At 54.0% G+C, this 24,808-nt stretch carries 18 protein-coding genes and 1 tRNA gene; 8 read left to right on the forward strand and 11 right to left on the reverse strand.

Annotated features, from left to right (window positions below; all coding sequences use genetic code 11):
* Positions 1-558: 558 nt before the first annotated feature.
* Positions 559-3,648, reverse strand: a complete 3,090-nt coding sequence (locus L215_RS0104185) for a thiol protease/hemagglutinin PrtT (RefSeq protein WP_027451390.1) — start codon at positions 3,646-3,648, stop codon at positions 559-561.
* A gap of 322 nt (positions 3,649-3,970) precedes the next feature.
* Between L215_RS0104185 and L215_RS0104190 the strand changes: the two genes are divergently transcribed.
* From L215_RS0104190 to L215_RS0104220, 7 genes are read left to right on the forward strand one after another with little or no spacing between them, the layout of a single operon-like run.
* Positions 3,971-5,914, forward strand: coding sequence for an NAD(+) synthase (locus L215_RS0104190; RefSeq protein WP_025884074.1), 1,944 nt, complete (start codon positions 3,971-3,973; stop codon positions 5,912-5,914).
* An 11-nt stretch (positions 5,915-5,925) separates the two neighbouring features.
* Positions 5,926-6,912: a polyprenyl synthetase family protein gene (locus tag L215_RS0104195; RefSeq protein WP_027451391.1), complete on the forward strand. Its 987-nt coding sequence runs from the start codon at positions 5,926-5,928 to the stop codon at positions 6,910-6,912.
* 12 nt (positions 6,913-6,924) lie between these two features.
* Positions 6,925-7,503: a CvpA family protein gene (locus L215_RS0104200; RefSeq protein ID WP_025884072.1), complete on the forward strand. Its 579-nt coding sequence runs from the start codon at positions 6,925-6,927 to the stop codon at positions 7,501-7,503.
* Positions 7,504-7,558: 55 nt separating this feature from the next.
* Complete coding sequence (gene sufB / locus L215_RS0104205) at positions 7,559-9,004, forward strand: Fe-S cluster assembly protein SufB (protein ID WP_027451392.1); 1,446 nt, start codon at positions 7,559-7,561, stop codon at positions 9,002-9,004.
* A 56-nt stretch (positions 9,005-9,060) separates the two neighbouring features.
* On the forward strand, positions 9,061-9,825 hold the full coding sequence (sufC, locus tag L215_RS0104210) for a Fe-S cluster assembly ATPase SufC (protein WP_027451393.1): 765 nt from the start codon (positions 9,061-9,063) through the stop codon (positions 9,823-9,825).
* Positions 9,822-11,210: a Fe-S cluster assembly protein SufD gene (gene sufD, locus L215_RS0104215; RefSeq protein ID WP_025884071.1), complete on the forward strand. Its 1,389-nt coding sequence runs from the start codon at positions 9,822-9,824 to the stop codon at positions 11,208-11,210. Before sufC ends, sufD begins: the two co-directional genes overlap by 4 nt.
* A gap of 20 nt (positions 11,211-11,230) precedes the next feature.
* The gene (locus L215_RS0104220) at positions 11,231-12,142 is read left to right on the forward strand and encodes a DMT family transporter (RefSeq protein WP_025884069.1); all 912 of its coding nucleotides are present in this window, start codon (positions 11,231-11,233) and stop codon (positions 12,140-12,142) included.
* 314 nt (positions 12,143-12,456) lie between these two features.
* Here the strand turns inward: L215_RS0104220 and L215_RS0104225 are convergent.
* From L215_RS0104225 to L215_RS0104245, 5 genes are all read right to left on the reverse strand, one after another.
* Positions 12,457-12,538: transfer RNA gene (locus tag L215_RS0104225), tRNA-Leu, on the reverse strand.
* Positions 12,539-12,690: 152 nt separating this feature from the next.
* Positions 12,691-12,891, reverse strand: a complete 201-nt coding sequence (locus L215_RS0104230) for a winged helix-turn-helix domain-containing protein (RefSeq protein ID WP_025884367.1) — start codon at positions 12,889-12,891, stop codon at positions 12,691-12,693.
* Between the two features lie 77 nt (positions 12,892-12,968).
* On the reverse strand, positions 12,969-13,523 hold the full coding sequence (locus L215_RS0104235) for an RNA methyltransferase (RefSeq protein ID WP_027451395.1): 555 nt from the start codon (positions 13,521-13,523) through the stop codon (positions 12,969-12,971).
* Between the two features lie 15 nt (positions 13,524-13,538).
* On the reverse strand, positions 13,539-13,880 hold the full coding sequence (locus L215_RS0104240; protein WP_025884370.1) for a translation initiation factor: 342 nt from the start codon (positions 13,878-13,880) through the stop codon (positions 13,539-13,541).
* Positions 13,881-13,890: 10 nt separating this feature from the next.
* On the reverse strand, positions 13,891-15,558 hold the full coding sequence (locus L215_RS0104245; RefSeq protein WP_025884371.1) for a nucleoside kinase: 1,668 nt from the start codon (positions 15,556-15,558) through the stop codon (positions 13,891-13,893).
* A 223-nt stretch (positions 15,559-15,781) separates the two neighbouring features.
* On the opposite strand from L215_RS0104245, the gene L215_RS0104250 reads away from it, so the two are divergent.
* On the forward strand, positions 15,782-17,599 hold the full coding sequence (locus tag L215_RS0104250) for a Na/Pi cotransporter family protein (protein ID WP_027451396.1): 1,818 nt from the start codon (positions 15,782-15,784) through the stop codon (positions 17,597-17,599).
* A gap of 405 nt (positions 17,600-18,004) precedes the next feature.
* Here the strand turns inward: L215_RS0104250 and L215_RS0104255 are convergent, their stop codons facing one another.
* From L215_RS0104255 to L215_RS0104275, 5 genes are all read right to left on the reverse strand, one after another.
* Positions 18,005-19,285 carry a lipopolysaccharide biosynthesis protein gene (locus L215_RS0104255; RefSeq protein WP_238296698.1) on the reverse strand — a complete coding sequence of 427 codons (1,281 nt, stop codon included), beginning with the start codon at positions 19,283-19,285 and terminating at the stop codon, positions 18,005-18,007.
* A 4-nt stretch (positions 19,286-19,289) separates the two neighbouring features.
* Positions 19,290-20,135, reverse strand: a complete 846-nt coding sequence (locus L215_RS0104260) for a phosphatidate cytidylyltransferase (RefSeq protein WP_025884329.1) — start codon at positions 20,133-20,135, stop codon at positions 19,290-19,292.
* A gap of 106 nt (positions 20,136-20,241) precedes the next feature.
* Entirely contained in the window at positions 20,242-22,353 is a 2,112-nt protein-coding gene (gene ftsH / locus L215_RS0104265; RefSeq protein ID WP_027451397.1) for an ATP-dependent zinc metalloprotease FtsH, read from the reverse strand.
* Between the two features lie 140 nt (positions 22,354-22,493).
* On the reverse strand, positions 22,494-23,648 hold the full coding sequence (locus L215_RS0104270; protein ID WP_025884331.1) for a sodium ion-translocating decarboxylase subunit beta: 1,155 nt from the start codon (positions 23,646-23,648) through the stop codon (positions 22,494-22,496).
* Positions 23,649-23,679: 31 nt separating this feature from the next.
* The gene (locus L215_RS0104275) at positions 23,680-24,627 is read right to left on the reverse strand and encodes an OadG family transporter subunit (protein ID WP_025884332.1); all 948 of its coding nucleotides are present in this window, start codon (positions 24,625-24,627) and stop codon (positions 23,680-23,682) included.
* Between the last annotated feature and the right edge of the window lie 181 nt (positions 24,628-24,808).

Here is a 24,808-nt window from a genome sequence, read left to right on the forward strand (position 1 = left end):
AAGCTACACATTAGCGACAAGCGAGACTTGGATGAGTTCATTATATATTATTGCTATCCGACTACTCGACTTCGACCAATCTACAGCTTTCTTCGTAGGGAACTTTAGTTTCATACCTAGGAAACTTTAGTCTCATACCTAGGAAACTCCAGTTTCATACCTAGGAAACTTTAGTCTCATACCTAGGAAACTCCAGTTTCATACCTAGGAAACTTTTGTTTCACACCGTATGGAACTTTAGTTTCACCCAAGTGGTACTGATAGTTAGCTCATTTCTGCAGAACGATCTACTTGATGCCCCCTAAAAAAGCTTTCACTGGACAGCAATAACTATATATAATGCGTCAGCCCTGGTGTCTCAATCAGGGCTGACGCATTATAATTGCTCCGTTGAGACTGTTGACTTTTGCAACAGTCTCCCCTCAGTAGATTCTAGTCAAGCATTCCTACACATCGCTACCCGTATACTATAATAAGAGGAGACTCTGTAGCCGATTGGTTGCAGAGCCTCCTCCTGTGTTGCGCTGTAGGGTTAGCTACAGCCTATGTAGCATAGAGTTAGCGACGGATGATGAGACGCTGTGTCTCACGACCTACCTGTAGTAGATAGGTACCCTCCTGTAGCTGCGTAAGCTCGATGCGTAGCGTGTTGCTAGTAGCCTCTGCCTGATAGATCAGCTGACCCTCCAGCGTGTAGATAGCTACGGTAGCTCCCGCAGGGATACCCTCGAGGAGAACGTAGTCACGTGCTGGGTTAGGATAGAGACGTAGCTGCTCTGCTACGACACTCTCGACACCTGTAGGATCTACAAAGGTTGCTACAACCTCCGTATCCTTCGTGATCGTAAAGCTCTTGGTCTCCGTGATATCTTCATCATTAGCCATAAGCTTTGTAAGCTCGCACTGACCGTTGGGGCGCACCTCGATATGTATCGTAGTACCCTCAGGTATAGCATCGGGGTTAAGAGCCTCCTTGAGGTTGATTGAGCCATACTTATTATCATTGCTCTTGAGCGTCACCTTATAGGTTTTGAGCTTGCCAAAGACAGCCTTAACCTCGGTGGGAGAGGTTACTCTAAAGCTCTTTGTAGCGAGGATGTCCTGACCATTAGCTTCGAGAGAGAGCAGTGCTTGCCCCTCCTCAGGCTCAGCGACGACAGTCAGCAGAGTTCCCTCTAGCACCGCATTGATATCAGCAGCACCCTTGAAAGAGATCTTGCCAGGACCCTCGACATTCTTAGTGACTGGGAAAGAGCCCTTCTTGCAGGTTACCATAATAGTAGGATTCTCTAGGATCGGCAGGCGCACCTTAGGACCTTCGTCTGGAATCTCAAAGAAGCTCATCGTTAGCTTGAACTCATTGCCACCCAAGACAGCAATCTTCTTTAGTAGCTCAGGTAGCTCAGGCGTGAACTCCTGCTCGTATCCGACATTAACCTCAAGAGGCATTAGATCTGTCCAGACCTGCTCTGGTCCATACTCTAGGATGTAGCGGTACATCACCTTGTTCTTAGGAGCTACGGTGCCTACATACTTGACGCGAACTGGAGAGAACTTACCTGTACCTCTCTCAGCCTCCATAGGCTCAGTCTTAGAGGCTGGCTCGATGACGAACGCTGGTCTGATAGCGGTTGAAGGATTGACGGTAGCATCGAGTAGGTCGAAGTACTGCATCTTACCCATATCCTCCGTCTGGTAGGCGACACGGAGAGAGACCTTACCCTTGGCGTAGGGACAGCGCTCTGCCTTGTAAGTAACCTCCTGTGTCTCACCAACGGGTATAGCTGGCAAGAGCTCGGAGTAACGACGCCACTTACCGCCCTCAGGCTTGACCTCAAGGTAGAGTGGTCTGAAGAACTCCCCACGGCCCGTGTTCTTGAGCTTGAGCGAGATGGTGCTCTTCTCGTAGGCGTTGAGCGTAGCCTGAGCACTACCCTCTACCATCTCAAGCTGAGCGAATGGATGTGTTAGATCCTCTTTAGCTGTCCAGCCATTAGGTGCAACCTTTTTGATAGTAAAGGTGTGACGTCCCTTACCGTTCTCATTATTACCCTCGCGTACATCCATGGCGCAAGGTCTCCACACCTTCTTACCATTAGGTAGGGTGACCTGATAGACTAGGAAGAAGTCCCACGTACCCGCAGTGATGTACTTCGTAATATCTAGCTCAAACTGGAACTCAGAGGAGAGGTCATAGAGACCGCCCAAAATCCTAGTCTTAGCAAACTCATCCATGTAGACCGTATCGGTCGTACCTAGCTTAACAGCTCCAAAGGTCGTAAGACCATAGTAAGTGTACTCAGCTTCGCCATCATCATTCTTGACAGGAGCATCGCTCATCCATACAGAGTAGTTGGCATCGGCCATCTGGATCTTTGAACCACCAGCGCGGAGGTGCATAGTGAACTTACGCGTAGTCAGGAGAGGGATCTCGGTATCCTTAGAAGTACCATCACGATCAGGCTTAATGCCTATGACGGCACCCTGCTCCATGCTAAAGCCTCCACCGAAGCCACCGCCGATACCTAGTTGGTCGGGGGATAGGAAGTTAAGGTTGAAGTAGCCATCAGCGAGCCCCTTCCAGCCCCAGTTGATATGATAAAGGCCATCAACGTTGTAACCATCGCAGACGAAAGCGTGACCACCGCCTGTACCTGTACCACAGTATACGACAGGACGCTGTGCAGCGAGCTCAGCACGGATCATCTTATCCCACTCAGCTTGTGTGTAGTTGACACGTCTCTTGAAGGTCACCTGCTTGTCATAGCGAAAGTTGTTACGTAGCGCCGTGACAATCTTCGGAGCGAAGCTACCACTAGCTTGCGCATTGTAAGCGGTCTCGATAGCGACACCAGCATGATAGCAGAGCGTACCGAGAGCCTCCTTTTGTGCCTCTGTAGCGGTCTTAACATCTGCAAAAGACTCAGGCATATTAGCCCAGTCATAGGTCGTCTGGCTAAAGTCTACCTTATGACGACGTCTGACACCAGGCTCCTTGTACTCTACCTTACCCGCGCCCTTGTCAGGCCACTTATAGTAGCGCATCACCTGAGCGTAAGCGGTAGCGACACAGCCCACAGGCATGTGCTTACCCTTGTCATCTGTTGGAGTCTTTGAGTTCCATGGCTCAGCCTGATCCCACTTGATACCACCTAGTAGAGGTTCCACCTCTGCAGGCGCTCCAGCCATTGGTAGCGTCGGTGCCAAGCGAGTCTGCATACCTACCTGACCAGCCAGCTCATCCATACGCTGCTGGCAAGTCTGGAGGAAAGCGGCTAGGTTGTCCGGCATCCGCTCAACAGAGAAAGTACCCGTCGTGGCGTAACCTATATAAGGTGCGAAGCGGTCGTCACCAGCGATGATGACAAAGCCCTCAGCCTCTCCCCTATTATATACATAGTAATAATGAGCTGGCTCAGTCGTCGACTGTAGTTTATAACCATTGGTCGTGCGGGCTGGAGCCGACACGAGGGTTAGGCTAGCAGAGCGCAGTTGCTGCGTCTGCGTGTTCTTTTGGAAGAACTGCTCTGCGAGCAGTCGAGCTTCTTGCTCTCGTAGTGGGCGTGCAAAGATCTGCACCACTCCACAGAGCAATAAGCATAGTGTCATGGTCAGCATTCGTGACCGTCCGAGTAGCGAGTAATTCATAAGCTAGTAAATTTGTTAGTCAATTGCATTGGGCAAAGGTATAAAAAATACATGTAACGGAGGCCGGCTATTCCCACAGGACTGACGCTTATCACACACTATAAAATGAGCTCATTTCAGTTTCTCCGGAGAAACTCTATTCTTCGGGAGGAAGACGTAATTAGAATCAGCTGTAGTACTAATAGCGACGCTCGAATCGTGTATCCTGGGCTATCGCCAATTTTGCATTTGCGGAGTCTAGGCGAAGTGGTGCGTGAGGATAGACGACAATGATTTTGTATCTTTGTGGCGTAATGCACTATAAGAGACTATAGCCGAAGGTATGAACTATGGATATGTCAAGGTAGCGGCCGCTGTGCCCTACGTCAGAGTAGCTGACTGCTACTACAATACGAGCCGCATCAAGGAGATGATCTTTCAGGCGGAGGAGCTGGGCGTAGAGATACTTACGACCCCTGAGCTCTCGATCACGGGATATACTTGTGGAGACCTCTTTCACCAGTCGTTCCTTCTGGATCAAGCGCAGAAGGCGCTCTGCCAGTTGGTCGAGGAGACGGCCGAGACTGACGTGATGGTGATCGTCGGTATGCCGGTGAAGGTGGAGGAGAAGCTCTTCAACGGGGCGGTCGCCTTCCAGCATGGTAAGATCCTAGGCGCGATCCCTAAGACTTATCTGCCGAACTACCGAGAGTTTCAGGAGAAGCGCTGGTTCTCCCCCAGTGATTCGCTACAATATAAGACGGTGCAGATGGGACCACACACGGTGCCTATCGGGCGCAACATCATCTTCAAGTGTGGACCGGTGGGCATCGGTATAGAGATCTGCGAGGATATGTGGACTCCCTTTACCCCAGGTACACGCCTGAGCCTTTATGGTGCGCATATCATTTTCAACCTCTCAGCGAGCAATGAGAATGCAGGCAAGCATGACTACCTGCGCTCGCTAATCAGTGGCGCCACGTCGCAGTCTATCTGTGGATACGTCTACGCCTCTAGTGGCTATGGCGAGAGCTCGACTGATCTGGTCTACACGGGTAAAGCGTTTATCGCTGAGGTGGGCAAGATCGTCAAGGAGATGCGCCGCTTCGAATACAAAGAGCGTATGATCGTGAGCGACATTGATGTGTCTCGTATCCATGGCGAGCGTCTGATCAATAGTAGCTTCAAGAGTGCGGTCAATCACTTTACCGACGAGGAGGAGCTGGTGAGCATCCCCTTCACGCTACGCTCTGAGGCGGAGTCGCAGCCTATGGATCGTGTCATAGATCGCAATCCTTTTATGCCTGAGGGGGCGAACCCCGAGGAGCGTTGTCACGAGATGTTTCAGATACAGGTGTGCGGGCTGATACAGCGCCTCAAGCATATGCGTGCGGAGCATGCGGTGATTGGCATCTCGGGCGGACTGGACTCGGCACTGGCGCTACTGGTGACGGCAGAGGCTTTTGACCTTTTGGGCTTGGATCGCAAGCAGATCATTGCGGTGACGATGCCTGGCTTTGGTACCTCTGATCGCACCTATCGCAACGGCTATGCTATGATGCAAGCGCTGGGCGTGACGATCCGTGAGATAGATATCAAGGAGGCGACGGAGCAGCATCTCTCGGCCATCGACTATAAGGGCAATCGGGAGGATGCGACCTTTGAGAATGCGCAGGCACGTGAGCGCACGCAGATATTGATGGACCTCGCCAATATGTACCACGCGCCAGTGATCGGGACGGGAGACCTCTCTGAGATCGCCTTGGGGTGGTGCACCTTCAACGGGGATCATATGTCTATGTATGCGGTCAATAGTGGAATCACGAAGACGAGCATACAACTGATCGTCGGGTGGTATGCTACGCACAAGGCTGAAGACACGCTACTGGCCACGACGCTACAAGACATCGTCGCTACACCTATTAGCCCTGAATTACTGCCAATCAAAGATACAAAGACGGGCAACGAGCAGCAGACGCAGAACCTCGTGGGGCCGTACGAACTACACGACTTCTTCATCTATCACTTCCTACTCGATGGCTTTGAGCCGAAGAAGATTTTTTACCTCGCCAAGGTCGCTTTCGAGGGAGCTTACACGCCCCAAGAGATCAAGCACTGGATGGGAGTTTTCTTCAAGCGGTTCTTCTCACAGCAGTTCAAGCGCAATGCGATGCCCGATGGGCCTAAGGTGCTGAGCGTATCGCTCTCCTCACGTGGGGAGTGGCGCATGCCGAGCGATGCGGTGAGCAGTATGTGGCTCCATGAGGTGGAGAACCTAGAAGTATAAAGACGCGAGCGATGATGAGGCAAGAGGAGCGGGCACAGCTGTTGGTCCCGATAGCGGACTTTATCAAGGAGTTCGAGCAGGCCTTCGAGCGGTCACTACAGAGTGATGCGTCGGTGCTGTCACACGCACTAGAGCATCTGCAACGCTCCTCGGGCAAGCACGTCCGTCCGATCATCGTGGGGCTATGCGCTCAGCTTTGCTCTGGACAGACCAACGAGCAGACGCTCTCCGCAGCGCTCGTCATAGAGCTCCTTCACACTGCCTCGCTCATTCACGATGATGTCATCGACTGGTCGGACACACGGCGTGGACAGCCTACGCTCAATGCGCTCTACAGCAATCATCAGGCGGTCTTGATGGGAGACTATGTACTCTCGACCGCCTTCCTCGAGATAGTCTCTCGGGAGCACAATCCGGAGATGTTACGTGTCGTTGCCCAGGCTGGGCGCAACCTCTCTATTGGTGAGCTGATGCAGCTCTCCCTCTCGAAGGCACACACCTATCGTGAGGAGGACTACTACGCCGTGGTGGATCGCAAGACGGGAGCGCTCTTTGAGGCGAGTGCCAAGCTGGGAGCTCTGAGCGTAGATGCTACCGAGGAGCAGGTGGAGCGCTGTGCACGTCTCGGACAACTGATGGGGCGTGCCTTCCAACTGCAGGACGATCTCTTTGACTATGACAAGCTCCAGGACGTGGGCAAGCCTACGGGTCACGACTTGATCGAGGGAAAGGTCTCTCTCCCTCTGCTTTATGTCCTCAACCATGCGACTTCCACGGAGCGAGACGAAATCATCTCTTATCTACAGCAACCTATCGAAGCGGACTCAATAGACTACCTCCTCCGCATAGCTCGTGAGCGTGGTGGCATTGACTACACAGAGAGACAGATCCAGCAGATACTCCGAGAGGCTATCGACCTGCTCAAGAGCTTCGCACCGAGTGCTACGAGAGAGACGCTAGAGCGCTTTATCACATTACTAGGAGAGAGACAGAAGTAGCGGACGAGGAGTATGGAAGGTGATACGCTCAATTGGATAGACTATATGGTCCTGGGCTGTACAGCTTGGGCACTCTTCAAGGGCTTCAAGCGGGGTGTCGTATCGGCACTGATTGGCGTGCTGGGCATTGCCGTCGGCTATGTGCTGGTACGCTGGATAGGCGTACCCGTAGCGCTCTGGATCTCTCGCACCTTCGGACTACCCCACGGCGTGGCGGTAGTGGGTGCTTATGTGGCGACCTTCTCGCTCTCATGTTGGGGCATAGCTTTCCTGGCACGACCTACGGTGAGAGCAATCAGACATTCGTCACTTTCAGTTGTCAACAAGCTTATGGGAGCACTCTTCACGGGGTGTTTCGTCATCATATTCTTTAGCCTTATCTTTAATCTAACCGACTTCATACTGCCACGAGGAGTGCTAGCACAGCTACCCGACATCACGACAGAAGCGGGCGAGCCGGCTGAGCCTCGACGAGATCAGCGTGACAAGTCTAGACTATACGACCCTGTCCGAGGCTTGATCCCGTGGGCTGCTCTAGGCGACCTAACCTCTTGGCAGGATAAACAATTAAAGCAACAATCAAGTGAATAACGAACATAATCCTAAGCAAACAGTCCCCACAGCTACCGATCCAGAGGTACGTGCGGTGACGCCGACGGGGGAGGATATCCTCGACGATATCACCCAGGGGGACTACAAGTATGGCTTCGTGACTGACGTCCATACGGAGACCATCCCCAAGGGTCTCAACGAGGAGGTAGTACGCCTCATCTCGGCAAAGAAAGAGGAGCCCGAGTGGCTCCTAGAGTTCCGCCTCAAGGCGTATCATCACTGGCTTACGTTAGAGCGTCCCGACTGGGCGCATCTCTCAATCCCCGAGATAGACTACCAAGACATTATATACTATGCGGATCCTCGTCACAAGAACGAAGGAGACGGCACGATAGATCCTGAGATCGAGAAGACCTTTGACAAGCTCGGCATACCGCTCCACGAGCGGGCGATGCTCTCGGGCAATATGGCGGTCGATGCGGTCATGGATAGTGTCTCGGTGAAGACCACCTTCCGCACGAAGCTTCAGGAGCTGGGCATCATCTTCTGCTCTTTCAACGAAGCGGTGCGTGAGCACCCAGACCTTGTCCGCAAGTACCTGGGCAAGGTGGTTTCGTCGCACGACAACTACTTTGCAGCGCTGAACTCGGCGGTCTTTAGTGACGGGTCTTTTGTCTATATCCCCAAGGGCGTGCGCTGTCCTATGGAGCTCTCGACCTACTTCCGCATCAATGCGGCCAATACGGGGCAGTTCGAGCGTACGCTCATCGTGGCAGATGAGGGCGCTTACGTGAGTTACCTGGAGGGCTGCACGGCTCCGATGCGTGACGAGAACCAGCTCCACGCTGCGATCGTTGAGATCATCGCTGAGACCGACGCTGAGGTCAAGTACTCGACCGTCCAGAACTGGTACCCAGGCGACAAGGACGGACGAGGCGGTATCTACAACTTCGTCACCAAGCGTGGTCTATGCCGTGGCGACCGCAGTAAGATATCTTGGACACAGGTTGAGACCGGCTCAGCTATCACGTGGAAGTATCCAAGCTGCATCCTGCGTGGTGACGACTCGGTGGGAGAGTTTTACTCTGTCGCCGTGACCAATAACTACCAGCAGGCGGACACCGGCACGAAGATGATTCATCTCGGACGCAATACCCGTAGCACCATCGTCTCTAAGGGTATCTCGGCCGGTAGTAGCCAAAACAGCTACCGTGGATTGGTCTCCATTGCTGCCTCAGCGGAGAATGCGCGCAACCACTCACAGTGCGACAGCCTTCTCCTGAGCGACCACTGCGGAGCGCACACCTATCCTTACGCAGACATACGCAATGACTCTGCGGTCGTGGAGCATGAGGCGACTACCTCGAAGATCAATGAGGATCAGCTCTTCTACTGCAACCAGCGTGGCATCACCACCGAGGAGGCGGTCGGTCTGATCGTCAATGGCTACGCCCGTGAGGTGATGAGCAAGCTTCCGATGGAGTTTGCCGTTGAGGCGCAGAAGCTTCTATCCGTAACCCTCGAGGGGAGTGTCGGCTAGCACATCCCCGCTACACATTATATAGATACAGATTACACACTACTATGAGCAACGTAATACTCGACATAAAGAATCTCCACGCCAACATAGGCGACAAGGAAATACTCAAAGGGATCAACCTCACCATCCGTGAGGGTGAGACACACGCTATCATGGGACCCAACGGAAGTGGCAAGAGCACCCTCTCGTCCGTCCTCGTAGGGCACCCCGCCTTTACCGTAACTTCTGGCGAAGTGACCTACCTTGGTCAGGACCTGCTGGCTATGGATGCAGTAGAGCGAGCACACGCGGGTCTCTTCCTCAGCTTCCAGTATCCCGTAGAGATACCAGGCGTGAGCATGGTCAACTTCATGCGCTCAGCTCTCAATGAGCGTCGCAAGACTCAGGGCGAAAAGCCAATGCCCGCAGGCGAATTCCTCAAGATGCTAAAAGAGAAGCGCGAGGTGGTCGGTCTCGACGATCGTCTCCTCAAGCGTTCGGTCAACGAGGGCTTCTCCGGCGGTGAGAAGAAGCGCAATGAAATCTTTCAGATGGCAGTCCTCGAGCCACGGCTCTCGATACTCGATGAGACCGACAGCGGACTAGACATTGACGCTCTACGAGCTGTCGCTCACGGAGTCAACACGCTCCAGCGTCCCGACAGCGCTTGCGTCGTCATCACCCACTACCAGCGACTGCTGGACTACATTAAGCCGCAGTTTGTCCATATCCTATACAAAGGTCGGATCGTCACATCGGGCGGACCCGAGCTAGCCCTCAGGCTAGAGGACGAAGGGTACGACTGGATCAAGGAAGAGGTAGCTAAAGAGGAGAAGCAATGAGTCCACGTAAGCAACCACCCACAGCGCACCTGCAGTACCTAGACCTTTACCAGTCTCAGCAGGATTACATTGATCAGCACAGTTTACCCGTGCTACAAGCGCAGCGAGACTTCGCACTGGAGGCTCTGAGCGAGTACGCCTTGCCCCAGCGAGGTATGGAGGATTGGCAGCGTATAGACATTGAGTCACTCTACGCTCCCGACTATGGAATCAATCTACAGGAGCTAGACCTAGCCCCCGCAGGGCATAAGCAGCTTCCACAGTATAGTTGCGACCTATCGGTCAATGAGCTCACCATCAAGGCGAGCGCTCTCAACAGCAACTACCTCTACACCCACTACGCTAACCAAAAGCGTAAGCTCCCCGAAGGAGTCTTCGTCGGCTCCATCAAAGAGTTTGTCAAGGAGTACCCAGACCTGGCAGAGCGTTACTATGGGCAGATAGCCGAGGTTGACACCGACGGCACCATCGCGCTCAACACGCTCTTCGTACAGGACGCCTTCGTCCTCTACGTTCCCGACGGCATGCAGCTCGAGCAGCCCGTGCAGCTCGTACAGCTACTCCACGCTCAGGAGCCACTCCTCTGCATTCGTCGCTGGCTCATCATCCTCGGGGATCGTGCTGAGGCTTCTATCCTCGTCTGCGACCATACGATAGACCGGACCAAATTCCTCATCAACCAAGTTGCCGAGATCTACGTCGGTGATGGTGCTCAGCTCAAGCTCTTCGATATGGAGGAGAACAGCCACCAGACGCATCGCACCTGCACCTACTTCCTGCGCCAAGGGGCAGAGAGCCAAGTGACCCTCGCTGCCTATACGCTCAACAATGGGATCACACGCAATAGCTTCCGAACGCGCTTCCTCGGGGAGCGTGCCGAGCAGATACTAGGCGGAGTTGCTGTGACCAATGGCACACAGCACGTCGACACCTTCACCCGTGTCGAGCATATCAAGCCAAAGTGTCATAGTACGCAGCTCTTCAAGAACCTCCTCGAGGAGCAATCCACGGGAGCCTTCTCGGGGCGCATCTTCGTAGCTCAGTCGGCACAGCAGACCGAAGCTTACCAGAGCAACCGCAATATGCTCCTCTCTTCTGAAGCTCGCATGTACAGCAAGCCCCAGCTAGAGATCTACGCTGACGATGTCCAGTGCTCGCACGGTATGGCTACAGGACACCTAGACGAGGAGGCGCTCTTCTATATGATGCAGCGAGGCATCCCCGAGCACGAGGCACGGGTCATGCTGAGCGTAGCCTTCGTCGGAGATGTCATCGCGCTCATGCCCCTAGAGGATCTACAGGATCGCATCGAGGGCATCGTACGTAATCGTCTTCTAGGCAAAGAGCCTACACACTGCAGCCAGTGTGGCAAGCTAATCTTCTAAGAACGCTCCATACTATAGCAATGAGATCTCGCTGGAGACTACATCTCGTGATGCTCTGCGTCACCATTATCTTTGGAATCAATGGGCCCTTCACCAAGGCACTCCTTGGTGGGGGGCTCACTCCATATACGCACATGTTCTGTCGCTTCCTAGGCGCCACGATACTCTTTTGGATCGCTTCGATCTGGGTGCCACGAGAGCGCATCGACCGCAAGGACTGGGGCAAAATGGCCTTAGCCTCCCTGACTGGAATCTTCTTCAACCAGGGACTCTTTGCCATTGGCATGTCAATGACCTCGCCCGTCAATCAGTCTCTCGTCGCCACGCTGGGTCCTATCGTCACCATGCTTCTTGCGGCTGTCGTGCTCAAGGAGCCGATCACACGACTCAAGGGGATCGGAGTCTTCGTCGGAGCCTCAGGCGCTCTGCTCCTCGTATCCTCCAATGGCTCCTCCACCGCAGGCTCTACGCTCGGCGACCTGATCTGCGCCACGGCAACCGTCTCCTACGCCATCTACCTCACCTCCTTCAAGACCCTCATACAGAAGTACCACCCCGTCACCTTGATGAAGTGGCTCTTCGTCATCTCCCTACTCGGCTCCGCACCGATGGGCCTGCGTGACATGATGCGCACTGAGTGGAGTACCTTTGACGCCACCTTCTACGGGCAGCTAGCCTTTGTCGTCGTGGGTGCCACCTTCGTCGCCTACCTCTTGTTGCTCTTCGCACAGCGAGGCTTGCGTCCCACCGTCGTCAGCATCTACAACTACGGCATCCCCGTCATCGCCTCGCTACTGGCCGTCATGATGGGGCAAGACCAACTCACACTCGCCAAAGTGGCCTCCGCTATCCTCATCCTGCTCGGTGTCTTCATGGTGACCCGCAGCAAAAGCCGCCAGCAGCTCCTCCGTGAGCAGCTGCGCAACGAATAGTCCAGCTCCCTCATTTTCACAAAAGTCCCCGTTTCCTAGACAGGAGAAGCTCCCGGTCTTATATGAGACTGTTGCAAAAGTCAACAGTCTCACAATCTTGCCTGCAAGATTGTCCTGACTTTGCAGAAAGGATGAAGCGCAAGGCGCTGAGGGTGAGGTCTGAAGAGAGCATACTTCCGTATGTGACCGAAGCCGAAGCCCGAAAGCAACACAGCGATTCGCCTTTATGCAACAGTCTCTATATAGCCAGCAATAAAAAAGAGAGAGACCTATCTGCTCCCATGAGGGGTGTCAGATAGGTCTCTCTATCGTTGTACGGTCGGTGGGACTCGAACCCACACACCTCGCGGCATTAGATCCTAAGTCTAACGCGTCTACCAATTCCGCCACGACCGCAGCGAGGTTTGCGTCTGCAAAGGTAAGAATAATCTTTGAATTAGCAAGCGTTCGTATGACCTCAATTTTGCCAATCTCACGAATAACGATTCGTAGGGCTACCCTATTTGCGGCATCTAGGCTAGTCTACTAGTCAGCTATCTAGGCAGATATTAGCGTAGTGAGACGAGCAGCGTGCCGTCTTCGTAGACGAAGATGAGCTTCTCCTCCTTGGCGAGCCAGCCGAGCGCTGCGTAGATGTCCTTCTCGGTACGTATCTTGGTCGCTTTCTTGAGCTGCTTGATGTCCATCTTGCCGAGCTTGTCGAGAGCATTCCAGATGAGCCCTGCGTTGGTGCCGATATAGGCGATCATGTTTTCTTCCATAGTGCTAGTGTATCTGATTTTCTATACGGCAAAGCTACAGAAAAAGATTGATATAGCTCTTGCGACTAGGTTAAGCTGTGGGGCTTCTCGAGATAAGGGGTGCAGAGGTCGTAGATGGCTATGCCAGTGGCGACGCTCACATTGAGCGAGTGCTTGGTGCCGTACTGAGGGATCTCGAGGCAGTAGTCGGCGTACTGGATCACCTCGTCAGAGACGCCGTGCACCTCATTGCCCACGATCAGCACGGCTCCACGGTCGTCTAGCGCTGGCTGGCTGCCGAGGGTGATGCTCTGGTGGGTCTGCTCGAGAGCTAGGATGGTACGTCCTTCCTGTCTGTACTGCTCTAGCGCCTCGATGGCGGAGTCTAGGTGTCGCCAGGGTACCGCCTCCTCGGCACCGATGGCAGTCTTGTGAAGGAGCGGGTGAGGAGGACAGCCTGTGATGCCAACGAGGAGGAGCTCCTCTAGGCGAAAGGCGTCTGCCGTACGAAAGATGGACCCGACATTGTGCATACTACGTACATTGTCGAGGAGGATGGTGAGAGGCACCTTCGGAGCAGTGTGGTACTCCTCTGTAGTGAGGCGCTGCATCTCTAGGATAGAGGTTTTCTCTATAGGCATAGCGAGGTAGTTTTTTTACTTCGTGTCTTTGTACCCTTTGGACTGGAGGAGCTTGATGAGCTTCTCCTTATTGTTTTGCTGGATCAATATCTCGCCATCACGTGTGGAGCCACCACAACCGAGCGACTGCTTGAGCTGGCGTGCGAGATCTGTAAGGTCGCTGTCAGAGCCGACGAAGCCTCTGATGATGAGTGCCTCCTTGCCCGCACGTCCGGCTCGTGAGTACTCGATGCGTAGTCGCTGCTGAGCGGCAGGCAGGGTCTCTACCTCGAGGCTCTCGGCTTGTGGCGTCCAGTCGGGATCGGTGCTGTAGACGATGCCACCCGTGGAGGGGGCTTTGCTCTTTTTCTTGCTCATAGCTGTGGGGTCAATAGTGAAATGAACTACCTCCGACGAATTCACGAAGGAGGGAGGTCGAGGGCACCTCGTCAAAGGGTGCGGGGCGCACATGCTCTAGGAAGCGCAGCAGGCGGCGAGCCTCGCTGTACTCCTGAACACAAGCGGGGACCTGGTAAAGGATGCGCTCGGCAAGCGTCTTGAGGACGGCGACCTCGTACATGAGGGCGCTGTTGAAGAGGACGTTGGCTCTCTGCTGGTAGGGGAAGATCCATCGCTCCTCACCAGCCCGCACACTGTGCCAGCGACTGATGGTGTCGATGGCTGAGTAACCTCTATACTTGTGGTCTCGCACCATGCGCCTCAGCAGACGAATGTCGGTGCTGGGGATACGGTTGTGCGCATCCAGACCGATGGCGGTGAGGGCGCTGATATAGATATTGTAGGTCAGAGGCTGTAGATCCTCGGGGATAAGTCTTGGATTGAGCGCATGAATTCCCTCGATGAGGAGCAGGTCACCCTCACCCAGCTGTAGGAGCTCCTTCTGATAGACTCTAGCGCCTTGGTTAAAGTCGAAGATCGGCATGTCAACCAGTTCGCCTGCCAAGAGGCGACGCAGATCACTCGCAAAGAGCTCTAGGTCTAGTGCCTCAATGTGCTCATAGTCGTACTCGCCCTTGTCATCTAGAGGGGTGAACTCACGAGCGACGAAATAGTTATCGAGCGAGAGCTGATGGGGACGAAGGTAGTTCGCCATGAGCTGCAGACGAAGCCGCTTGGTAAAGGTGGTCTTGCCCGATGAGGAGGGTCCCGCCACGAGTACGATGCGTACGCCCTTTTCGTACGCCTCGGCTATCTCAGTGGCTATGGCGGCTATCTCTTTCTCCTGTGCAGCCTCGGCAACCTGTACGATCTCGGAGAAGTGACCCGAGGCGATCGCTTTGTTTAGACTGCCCACATAGCTAACGTCAAGGAGCTTGAGCAAGCGAGACTGCTTGTCAAAGACCTCACGCATCGGTTGCTGAGGCTCGAAGGGGGCTAGCTCTGTAGGCTTGACTATCGAGGGTACACGTATCAGTACGCCTCCGAGATATGGGACGAGGTCGTAGAGCTGTACTTGTCCTGTGGAGAGGAGTAGCGAGCCGTAGTAGTTGTCGGGATAGCCATCGAGATAGTGGTAAGTGACGTATGGCTGTCCGCTGGAGGTGATGAGGTCGACCTTGTCCATCTCTCCCATGGCAGTAAAGATCTGCACCGCCTCCTCAGCCGGCACGGTGCGACGCTCGAAGGGCAGGTCAGCCGCAATGAGATGATCGATGCGTCGCTTGACTAGGGTTAGTTGCTCCTCCGTAATTCCCTTGTCGCCGCACTTGACTACGCTAAAGTAGCCCCCCGAGAGAGAGTGGCGTACGCTCAGATGGTAGTGGGGCAGCTCGTCGTGGAGAGCCTTGGCAAAGAGGAGACAGAGAGAGCGCAGATAAGTGTGCCGACCGCTCTCCTCGGTGAGACCGACGAACTCCACCTGACAGGACTCGCGGAGCCTCCAGTCGAGGGGCACGGTAAGATTGTTGACTCGTGCATTGACCGGCTCGAAGCCGAGCGTCGTGCGGTAGCTCTGTGCTATCTGATAGAGCGTAGCCCCTGGGGGGACGCTCAGGTATTCATCGAGATTGGTGCAGTATATAGATAGATTTTCCATGAGAATGGGAAGATTTAATCCAAAGGGTTAGGCTAGGCAGTCTAAAATCGCTACCTTTGCGGTACGAAGTTACAAAATAGCTGTCACCAAGAGACTATAATCGGTCACACGAGATGGCTCAGTCACATAGGAGCGACCTGTGACTATGTGCCTTCAGCCTGAGCAATAGCTTGGGCGCGGGGAGCTTTCGCTCGATAAATGACATACAAACAACGATATACTCATGACGTTTACTCTGTTTGACTTTATCTATCTGCTGGGATCGCTAGGACTCTTCCTCTTTGGTATGAAGATCATGAGCGAAGGCATCCAAAAGGCTGCGGGCGATAGGATGCGCCAGATCCTCTCAGCGATGACCTCTTGGCGAGTCTTAGGGCTCTTCACAGGTGTCTTGGTGACAGCCTTGGTTCAGTCGTCTAGTGCTACGACACTGATGGTCGTTAGCTTTGTCAATGCCGGGCTTCTCCAGCTAGGACAGGCCATTTCGGTCATTATGGGTGCCAACATTGGTACGACCGTCACAGCATGGGTTATCACGCTCTTTGGCTTTAAGATAGATATATCAACGTTTGCGATACCGCTCTTTGCAGTCTCTATACCGCTTATCTATATGAAGCGGGAGCAGCTCAATTCGCTCGGAGAGTTTCTCATCGGCTTCTCGCTCCTCTTCCTCGGCCTGCAGTTTCTCAAAGACTCTATGCCCGACCTGCAGAGCCATCCCGAGGCGCTCGCCTTCCTGCAGGGCTACACCGATATGGGCTTTGGGTCTATCCTGCTCTTCCTCTTAATAGGTACCATTATGACGCTGGTGGTGCAGTCCTCCAGTGCCACGGTGGCGATCACACTCATCATGTGCTCCAAGGGCTGGATCCCCTTCGAGATCGCTACGGCGATGATCCTGGGCGAAAACATCGGTACTACCATCACGGCCAATCTGGCAGCCCTCGGTGCTAATATCAATGCAAAGCGTGCGGCACTCTCACACCTGCTCTTCAATGTCTTCGGCGTGCTACTCGTCTTGATCTTCTTCTACCCCTTTACCAATATGATCGCCAACTGGCTCGTCCATATGGGCGTAGGAGATCCTCGTGACCTATACGAGTACACCAATCAGCTCAGCCAGATCTACGACCCCGCCAGTATGAGCGCCATCGCCTCGGCAGAACCCCTAGCCGATCCCTCGCTAGCAGCAATACAGGCGCAGATCGTGAGTCTCGCCACGACGGTCTCGATCGGACTGTCACTCTTCCATACTACCTTCAACTTGCTGAATGCCTTCGTGATGATTTGGTTCGTACCAGTCTACGTAAAGATCTGCAAGCGTGCCATCCCAATGAAGAAGTCTAAGAAGGGGACTACAGAGCAGACACACCTACGCTACATACGTGCTGGTATCCTACCGACGGGTGAGATCGGACTACTACAGGTACAGCAGGAATTGGCCGAGTACGCCAGCCGAGTTACGCATATGATGTCGTACTGTGAGGGTATGCTCAAGACGGAAAGCCCCGTCGAGCTCAAGAAGCTCTACAACAAGTGCGAGCAAGAGGAGGACATCTCTGATGCTGTCGAGGTCGAGATAGCGGACTACCTCAACAAGATCTCCCACACCGAGCTGGGCAAGGACTCGCAGAGTGATATCCTCGTCTACTACCGTGTGGCAACCGAGATAGAGAGCGTCGCTGATGCCGCAGTGGGCATAGCGCGTGAGATCAATCGATACCACCAGTTGGGCAAGAACTATACAGACACCGTGCGAAACAACCTCCTCCAGATCCATATCATCGCAACCGAGACAGCGCTCAAGATGACCGAACTACTCCGTCGTGACAAGCTCACAGAGAGTGACGCTCGTGAGAGCTATACACTGGAGAAGCAACTCAACGACCTGCGCACCTTGCTGAAAGCGCAAAACATGGACAACGTCCGTACGCAGAAGTACGACTACCCCGAGTCCGTAAGCTATATGGATCTCGTAGGCTACTACGAGCAGCTGGGTGACTACGTGCTCAACGTCGTCCAGGCCGCCACCAAGGGGTAGAAGAGACGTCTAGTCGCAGACCCCTCTGCCTAGCTTCTAATACAAATAGCGATACCTACTGACGCAAACCGTCAGGACGCAGCATCCGTGCGTTCTGACGGTTTGTGTGTTTGCAAAGGACTACTCGTGAGACTTGCTGTGTGTACATTCCCCTAAAAACGCCTGAGACATTGGTTCCAACAGGGTGAAACTAAAGTTTCAACCCCTCTGGAACAAAAGTTTCACCCGTATGAAACTCCAGTTTCTTCCGTATGAAACTCTAGTTTCTTCCGTATGAAACTCCAGTTTCACCTATATGAAACTAATAAGAGCTCTGTAGAAGGGGACAAGAAGGGACGAGCAACGACCTGAGGGGGGCGCTACTTGTCAATATATTGAACTAGCTTATGATGAGATTTGCGGTCTCTAGGCCTGCAGGAGGCGCTGGTCGTGCTGGCGTACGAGGTAGAGGAGCCAGCCTCCATAGACTACGTGGTAGAGTGCGATGACGAGGTAATAAGTGGAGACGGCCTCGATGAAGGGAGCGCGCAAGACGTAGATGAGGAGCACCAGGAGGGCAACCTGCAGGAGGAGGTTGAGCAGTTGGAACTGTAGGTGTGCTCTTTGTCGCCCGATGATGTCAGGGATGACGTTGATGATGGAGGTGAAGAAGAGGACGAGCAGGTAGACCAGCATGGCGCGTATGATCGCTGTGCAGGCGGCGTACTCGGGTGCTAAGAGCCAACTGACGAGATAGGGCATAGCCCACCAGAGGAGTAGGAGCGTGGGGAGACCTACGACGAGCGTTACCATGAGGAGCGGACGGATGAGCGGTCGCCAAGGAGCCTGCGCATGGTGTGCTACCGAGAGGCGGTTGAAGTAGACCTGACTGATGCTATCTGCGATGAGCTGTATGGGACGACGTGCCAGCATCGTTGCCATAGAGACCAGTCCCACCTCTACGGTGGTATAGCCTAGTGGTAGGAACAGAATGAGCAGCGAACCGAGGAGGGTGGTGATGACTGCTTGAGGAAGGCTAAAGAGCGGGAAGACTCTGTACTTTCGAGCCACAAGCTTTAGCTGAAGACGACTGGTCGAAGTCTTCGCTTGCCTACGAAACTTGAGTGGTCGCAGGAGTGGAATGAGCGAGAGCAGCGTCGATGCTATTTGGGCGCACCACAAGCTCCAGACGGAGGGGGCAAGGAGTCCGAAGCCCACTTTGAGACCATTATTGCCTAGTCCCTGCACTGCCTTGCTGGTGGCGATGCGCTTGAAGTGTCCTAGGCTTAGCGCGTAATTACTTAGCGTGGCGCATAGTCCCAAGGCGCAGACGACGGGCGGGATGAGCCAGAGCTTGCCCTGCAGGGAGGCGTAGCGGGTGGTTCCGATCCACGGATCAATGGCTGGGGCGAGGGCGAGTAAGAGGAGTGTCGCTAGAGCTGTAATCCACAGGGTGAGCCGTAGCAAATGGTTTCGCTCTAGTGGCTCTTGGCAGACGACGATAGCCTGCTCGTAGCGCCCTCCCACAGCGATGCTCAGGAGCGTGGCGATGGAGAGGATGAGTGCTAGGTCGCCTAGCGTGTCTGGTGCGTATAGTCTGCTGATCCAGGGTAGGAGGAGCAGGGCTATCAACTGTACCCCGACACCGACAGAGAGGAGTAGACCGCTATCGGCTAGTATGGAGCGTAGTGGTCGGGGCACTTTCACAGCTTTAGTATAAATCGAGGAAGGCGAGGAGCAGGTAGACGGCAGGCACCGCTAGGAGCAGGCTATCTATGCGATCGAGGATGCCACCGTGACCCGGGATGAGCTTGCCCGAATCCTTGACACCTGCCTGACGCTTGAGGCTACTCTCAAAGAGGTCGCCGATGGTGCCGAAGATGGCGACTACTGCAGCGATGAGCAAGATGTGTAGCCAGCTTAGCTCTGGGAATAGAAGGAGGCGCAGGATGACTGCTGAGAGGAGGACGAGGAGGAGCCCCCCGATGGAGCCTTCGACACTCTTCTTCGGTGAAATGTTGGGAGCCAGTCTTCTTTTGCCCCATCGTGAGCCGACGAGGTATGCGCCCGTGTCATTGACCCATATGAAGATGAAGATGGCGAGGAGGAGCAGCCCGTTGTACTGCGTCATGGAGGAGAAGGGATCGGCCACAAGCGTCAGTCTGATGGCTAGCGCGAGAGGCACCGCTATGTAGAGCTGCCCTATGAGGCTGTTGCCGAGACTGGGGAGCATAGCCTGGTGCGGGAGGAATGTGGAGCGACAGACGACATAGAGCAGGTAGAGCATGTAAGGGATAAAAATGCCTATGCCTTGGCTAATCGCCATGCCATACTGCGCCGTGGCGTAGAGAAGCCAGACGGCCGCTGCGCAGTCTAGCACGATGCGGAAGATGTAGGGGCGGTTGACTTCCGTGAGTCGGTTGAACTCAATGAGCCCTGCCACCGCAAAGAAGGAGAGCAATACCCATAATCCCAAAACTATGGGGAGGGCTAGGACTAGCACGATGAGTGCTACATATATAGTTCCCGAGACAAGGCGGGTGGTGAAGTTCGACATGGTAGCGTTGTATTCAGTAATTGTCGTGAGTTGCGTAGGTCTTAATAAGTAAGTCGGGCAGAAACGCTCGGGTAGTGAGTATCTCTGTCCGACTGTCTAGATAGGGCTATTCGCTTTCTGTAGGCTCCTCATCTTTTTCCTCATCTGAGGGAGCGGGCGTAGGGTGGTCATCCTCCTTTTTAATGTAGGGTGGAGGGGTGGCACTAGCGAGTCGCTTGGCGCGCGCAGCTTCGTTGAGCGCATCGAGCTCGTCCGAGCGTGAGATCCACTGACGCTTGCCGAGGATCCTCTCCACATCTTCCGTGTAGATCACCTCGCGCTCTAGGAGTAGCTGCGCCAGCTGGTGATGCTGCTCGGCATACTGTGTCAGGATCTCCTTGGCACGGGCATACTGTGTGGCAATAAGCTTGGAAACCTCCTGGTCGATGATGACCGCCGTCTCCTCACTGTAAGGCTTTTGGAAGTTATAGCCGTCGCTCTGCGAGTCGGCGTAGTTGAGGTTGGGGAGCTTGTCACTCATACCGTAGTAGGTGATCATAGCGTAGGCGAGCTTGGTGACACGCTCTAGGTCGTTGGCGGCACCCGTCGAGATGCGATCGAGGAAAAGCTCCTCAGCCGCACGACCGCCCAGTAGCGAGCAGAGCTCATCGAGGAGCACCTGCGTGTGGGTGATCTGTCGCTCCTCAGGCATATACCAAGCAGCGCCAAGCGCCTTGCCACGAGGCACGATGGTGACCTTGACCAAGGGATTGCCATACTCCGTCATCCAGCTGATGGTAGCGTGTCCCGCCTCGTGAATGGCGATGCTACGACGCTCATCCTCAGTGATAATCTTGTTCTTCTTCTCCAGACCACCTATGATACGATCCACCGCATCCATGAAGTCTTGCTTCTCGATCGCCTGCTTGTCGTGGCGAGCCGCTATGAGCGCAGCCTCGTTGCAGACGTTTGCTATGTCAGCTCCCGAGAAGCCTGGTGTCTGTCGCGATAGTTGATCCACATCTACGTCTGCGCCTAGCTTGAGCCCCTTCATATGTACGAGGAAGATCTCCTTACGATCGTTCAGGTCGGGTAGGTCTACGTAGATCTGGCGGTCAAAGCGCCCAGCACGTAGGAGCGCCTTGTCAAGGATGTCCACACGGTTCGTCGCTGCGAGGATGATCACGCCGCTATTGCCATCGAAGCCGTCCATCTCGGTGAGGAGCTGGTTGAGCGTGTTCTCCCGCTCATCATTACTGCTGAAGCCGGCGTTCTTGCTACGAGCACGCCCCACAGCGTCGATCTCGTCGATGAAGATGATACAGGGCGACTTCTCCTTCGCCTGCTTGAAGAGGTCACGAACGCGAGAGGCACCTACACCGACGAACATCTCCACGAAGTCCGAACCCGAGATGGAGAAGAACGGCACGTGCGCTTCGCCAGCGACCGCCTTCGCAAAGAGCGTCTTACCAGTCCCTGGAGGACCTACGAGGAGCGCTCCCTTGGGGATCTTACCGCCTAGCTTGGTGTACTTGTCAGGATTCTTGAGGAACTCAACAATCTCCTGCAGCTCCTGCTTAGCTTCGTGTAGTCCCGCCACATCGTCGAAGGTGACGTGCGACTCATTCTTGTCATAGAGCTTAGCCTTGGACTTGCCCACGTTGAAGACCCCGCCAGGGCCACCACCTTTGCCGCCAGGGCCGGCGTTCATACGACGAAACATCCATATCCAGAAAACAAGTATCAGAATCAGCGGAGCCCAGTTGAGAAGGACTATCCAAAAGCTGGCACTCTCCGTCTTATACTGAACCTCTACAGCGATACCCTCCTTCTCGACAAATTCGTCAAAGCGATCCACCGATGGGGGTACGCACTTGACTTGATACTTCGTCTGGACCATACGGAAGGGGAAGCCTCGCTGCTCCAGGTTTTGTAGCTCCTGCTCGCTGTAGACCAAACCCACTTTCTTGGGATCGAGCGTAGCGATAGCAATTCCCTTGGTGCGGTTGACCTCCACCTTGGTAGCGACCTCCTTGCGGAGCAATTGCTGGAACTCAGTCCATCCCACCTCCTTATTATTAGTCGGTTGCTCAGACGGCAAGAAAAAGAGCATGAGCAGTATGAGCACAGCCGATAGGTAGATCCACATCGGATTAAAGCGACGCTTGCCACGTCGTGGATCCGACCCCTGAGGGTTAGGTGAGGGAGTCCCTAGGGGACGTCTAATATGTTTATTCATCTATGATCTCTTTCTAGTTCACCTCTCAAAAAGCGTACCACAACGCCCCTAGTAGACCTCTTGGCACACCCTTGCCCGCAAAGATACAAAATAACCTACTAGAGACTTAGAGTCCTGATAGCGGGGCTATTCATAGAGCTCTACGAGAGGAAGCCGAGGAGGACACCCGCAGCTACGGCCGAGCCGATGACGCCAGCCACGTTCGGACCCATCGCGTGCATCAGCAGGTAGTTCGTCCGGTCGTACTTGACGCCTTCGATCTGCGATATGCGAGCCGAGTCAGGAACTGCCGATACGCCCGCATTGCCGATCAGCGGATTGATCTTGTTACCCTCCTTGAGGAAGAGATTCATCACCTTGACAAAAAGTACCCCCGAGCAGGTGGCTATAATAAAGGAGAGGGCACCGAGCATAAAGATCTTCACCGAGTCAAGCGTGAGGAAGTGCGTCGCCTGTGTCGAGGCACCCACCGTCACACCTAGTAGGATGGTGATTACGTCGATGAGTGGCTCACGAGCCGTGCGAGCTAAACGATCGCAGACGCCACTCTCCTTGAGGATATTGCCGAAGAAGAGCATCCCCAGTAGAGGCAAGCCTGATGGAACGAGAAAGCCCGTCAGGAGCAGACCAAAGATCGGGAAGAGGATACGCTCTATACGAGACACCTTGCGGGGAGCCTTCATCCTGATGCGTCGTTCTTTATTAGTTGTCAGCAGACGCATGAAGGGCGGCTGTATGATCGGTACCAGCGCCATATAGGAGTAAGCCGAGACAGCGATAGCACCGAGTAGGTCGGGCGCCAGCTTGGACGAGAGGAAGATAGCCGTAGGGCCATCAGCACCGCCAATGATACCGATAGCACCCGCAGCGTTTGGCTCGAAGCCCAGCTGCAAAGCAATCATATAAGCGCCAAAGATACCAAACTGCGCAGCCGCACCGATCAGCATCAGCTTAGGATTGGAGATCAGAGCCGAGAAGTCTGTCATCGCTCCGATACCGAGGAAGATCAGTGGCGGGTACCACCCCTGTCTCACTCCTTGGTAGAGGATGTTGAGGACAGAGCCCTCCTCGTAAATGCCGATCTGCAGACCCGCATCCTTAAAGGGTATATTGCCGATTAGCATACCAAAGCCTATCGGGATCAGGAGCAGAGGTTCGAACCTAAAGCGTATGCCTAGGAAGATAAATAGGGCACCGACTAGGATCATGATCACGTGACCCGTCGTCACATTGGCAAAGCCGGTGTAGGTAGAGAAGATCTCTATATTGTCAACAAGGAAGTTCCAGAAATTCATAAGGCTATCTCGTTAATCGCTTAGGTTCGTATCACGCTTTCAGACGCTTGCACTCCACCGTAGGACGCATCATCTGACTCTTATCACTCCACGGCTCATAAGCCTGCGTGCGAGGTCGTATAGTTAGTTGCCCAGGAGCCTCACCACCGCCCAGCTGCAACTCTGTGGTCAGAGCGAGTGAGATGGCGACAGCCACGAGCGGATCATCCGTCGTACTGGCTACCGTCGTAGGCTCTCTGTGTACTCGATTGTGAAGGCTCTCCTTACGTTCTTCAATACGCATAGCCACGATTCCGACTAGTTTATAAGCTAAGAAGAGAATCAGGAGACCTGAGAAAACAACTAGCATAGCTGTTATAGTCATAACAAAGCCATTTGGATCAGCCTCTTGTAGGCGGTTGATCTTTTCGTTTTTGTCCTTGACCACATTGTTGGACCCCGGCGTCGTGTGCTGCGTGATATGCCACGCCTCCGCTGGAGCTATCGTCCGCACGCCATCATCAATACGTGCATAGGAGTGATTAGCGGGGATTGCTGCTGGTATCTCCACCTCATCAATGATAGAGGTGCCATCGCTACTGACTAGAGCCAGGTAGTGAGGCGACTCTGGCGTTAAGGTGAAGTTCAAGTGAAAGGTACCCCGTAGCGGCATCTCATCTGCAAAGAAGACCACACTCTGCCGAGGCTTGATGATCGTCAGTATGTCTCCCTTGGGGATCATATACTTCTTAAGGTCTTGCGGATCGTTCGTCAGGAAGCATCCCGCCAGGTCGATTGTCCCCGCTGAGGAGTTGTATATCTCGATCCAAGGGCTACGCTTGCCGTAGCTGTCTATGTAGTTATCTACATTATCTATCATCACCTCATTGATCCGCGCTGCCGTGATGCTCTGTGCTGAGAGCGTGTAGGAGGACCATAGGATGGCTATCGTAGAGAGGATTAGTAGTCGCTGTAGAGCAGACCGTGTGAATCGTTGCATAAGCTCACATGTATATCGCTAAGATTAGACCCCCAAAGATACATCTTCTTCGGAAAAGTACGGGCACCTAAACACGCTCTCTCACCTCTAATTTTCATTCCTACCTAGGAATTTGGCAAATTGCTACCTAGGAAATGGCCAAATTCTTCGGACTTATTTTTTGATTCCTCCGAAGTTTCAT

It is taken from the genome of Porphyromonas uenonis DSM 23387 = JCM 13868, from assembly GCF_000482365.1.
Taxonomy (GTDB): Bacteria; Bacteroidota; Bacteroidia; order Bacteroidales; family Porphyromonadaceae; genus Porphyromonas; species Porphyromonas uenonis.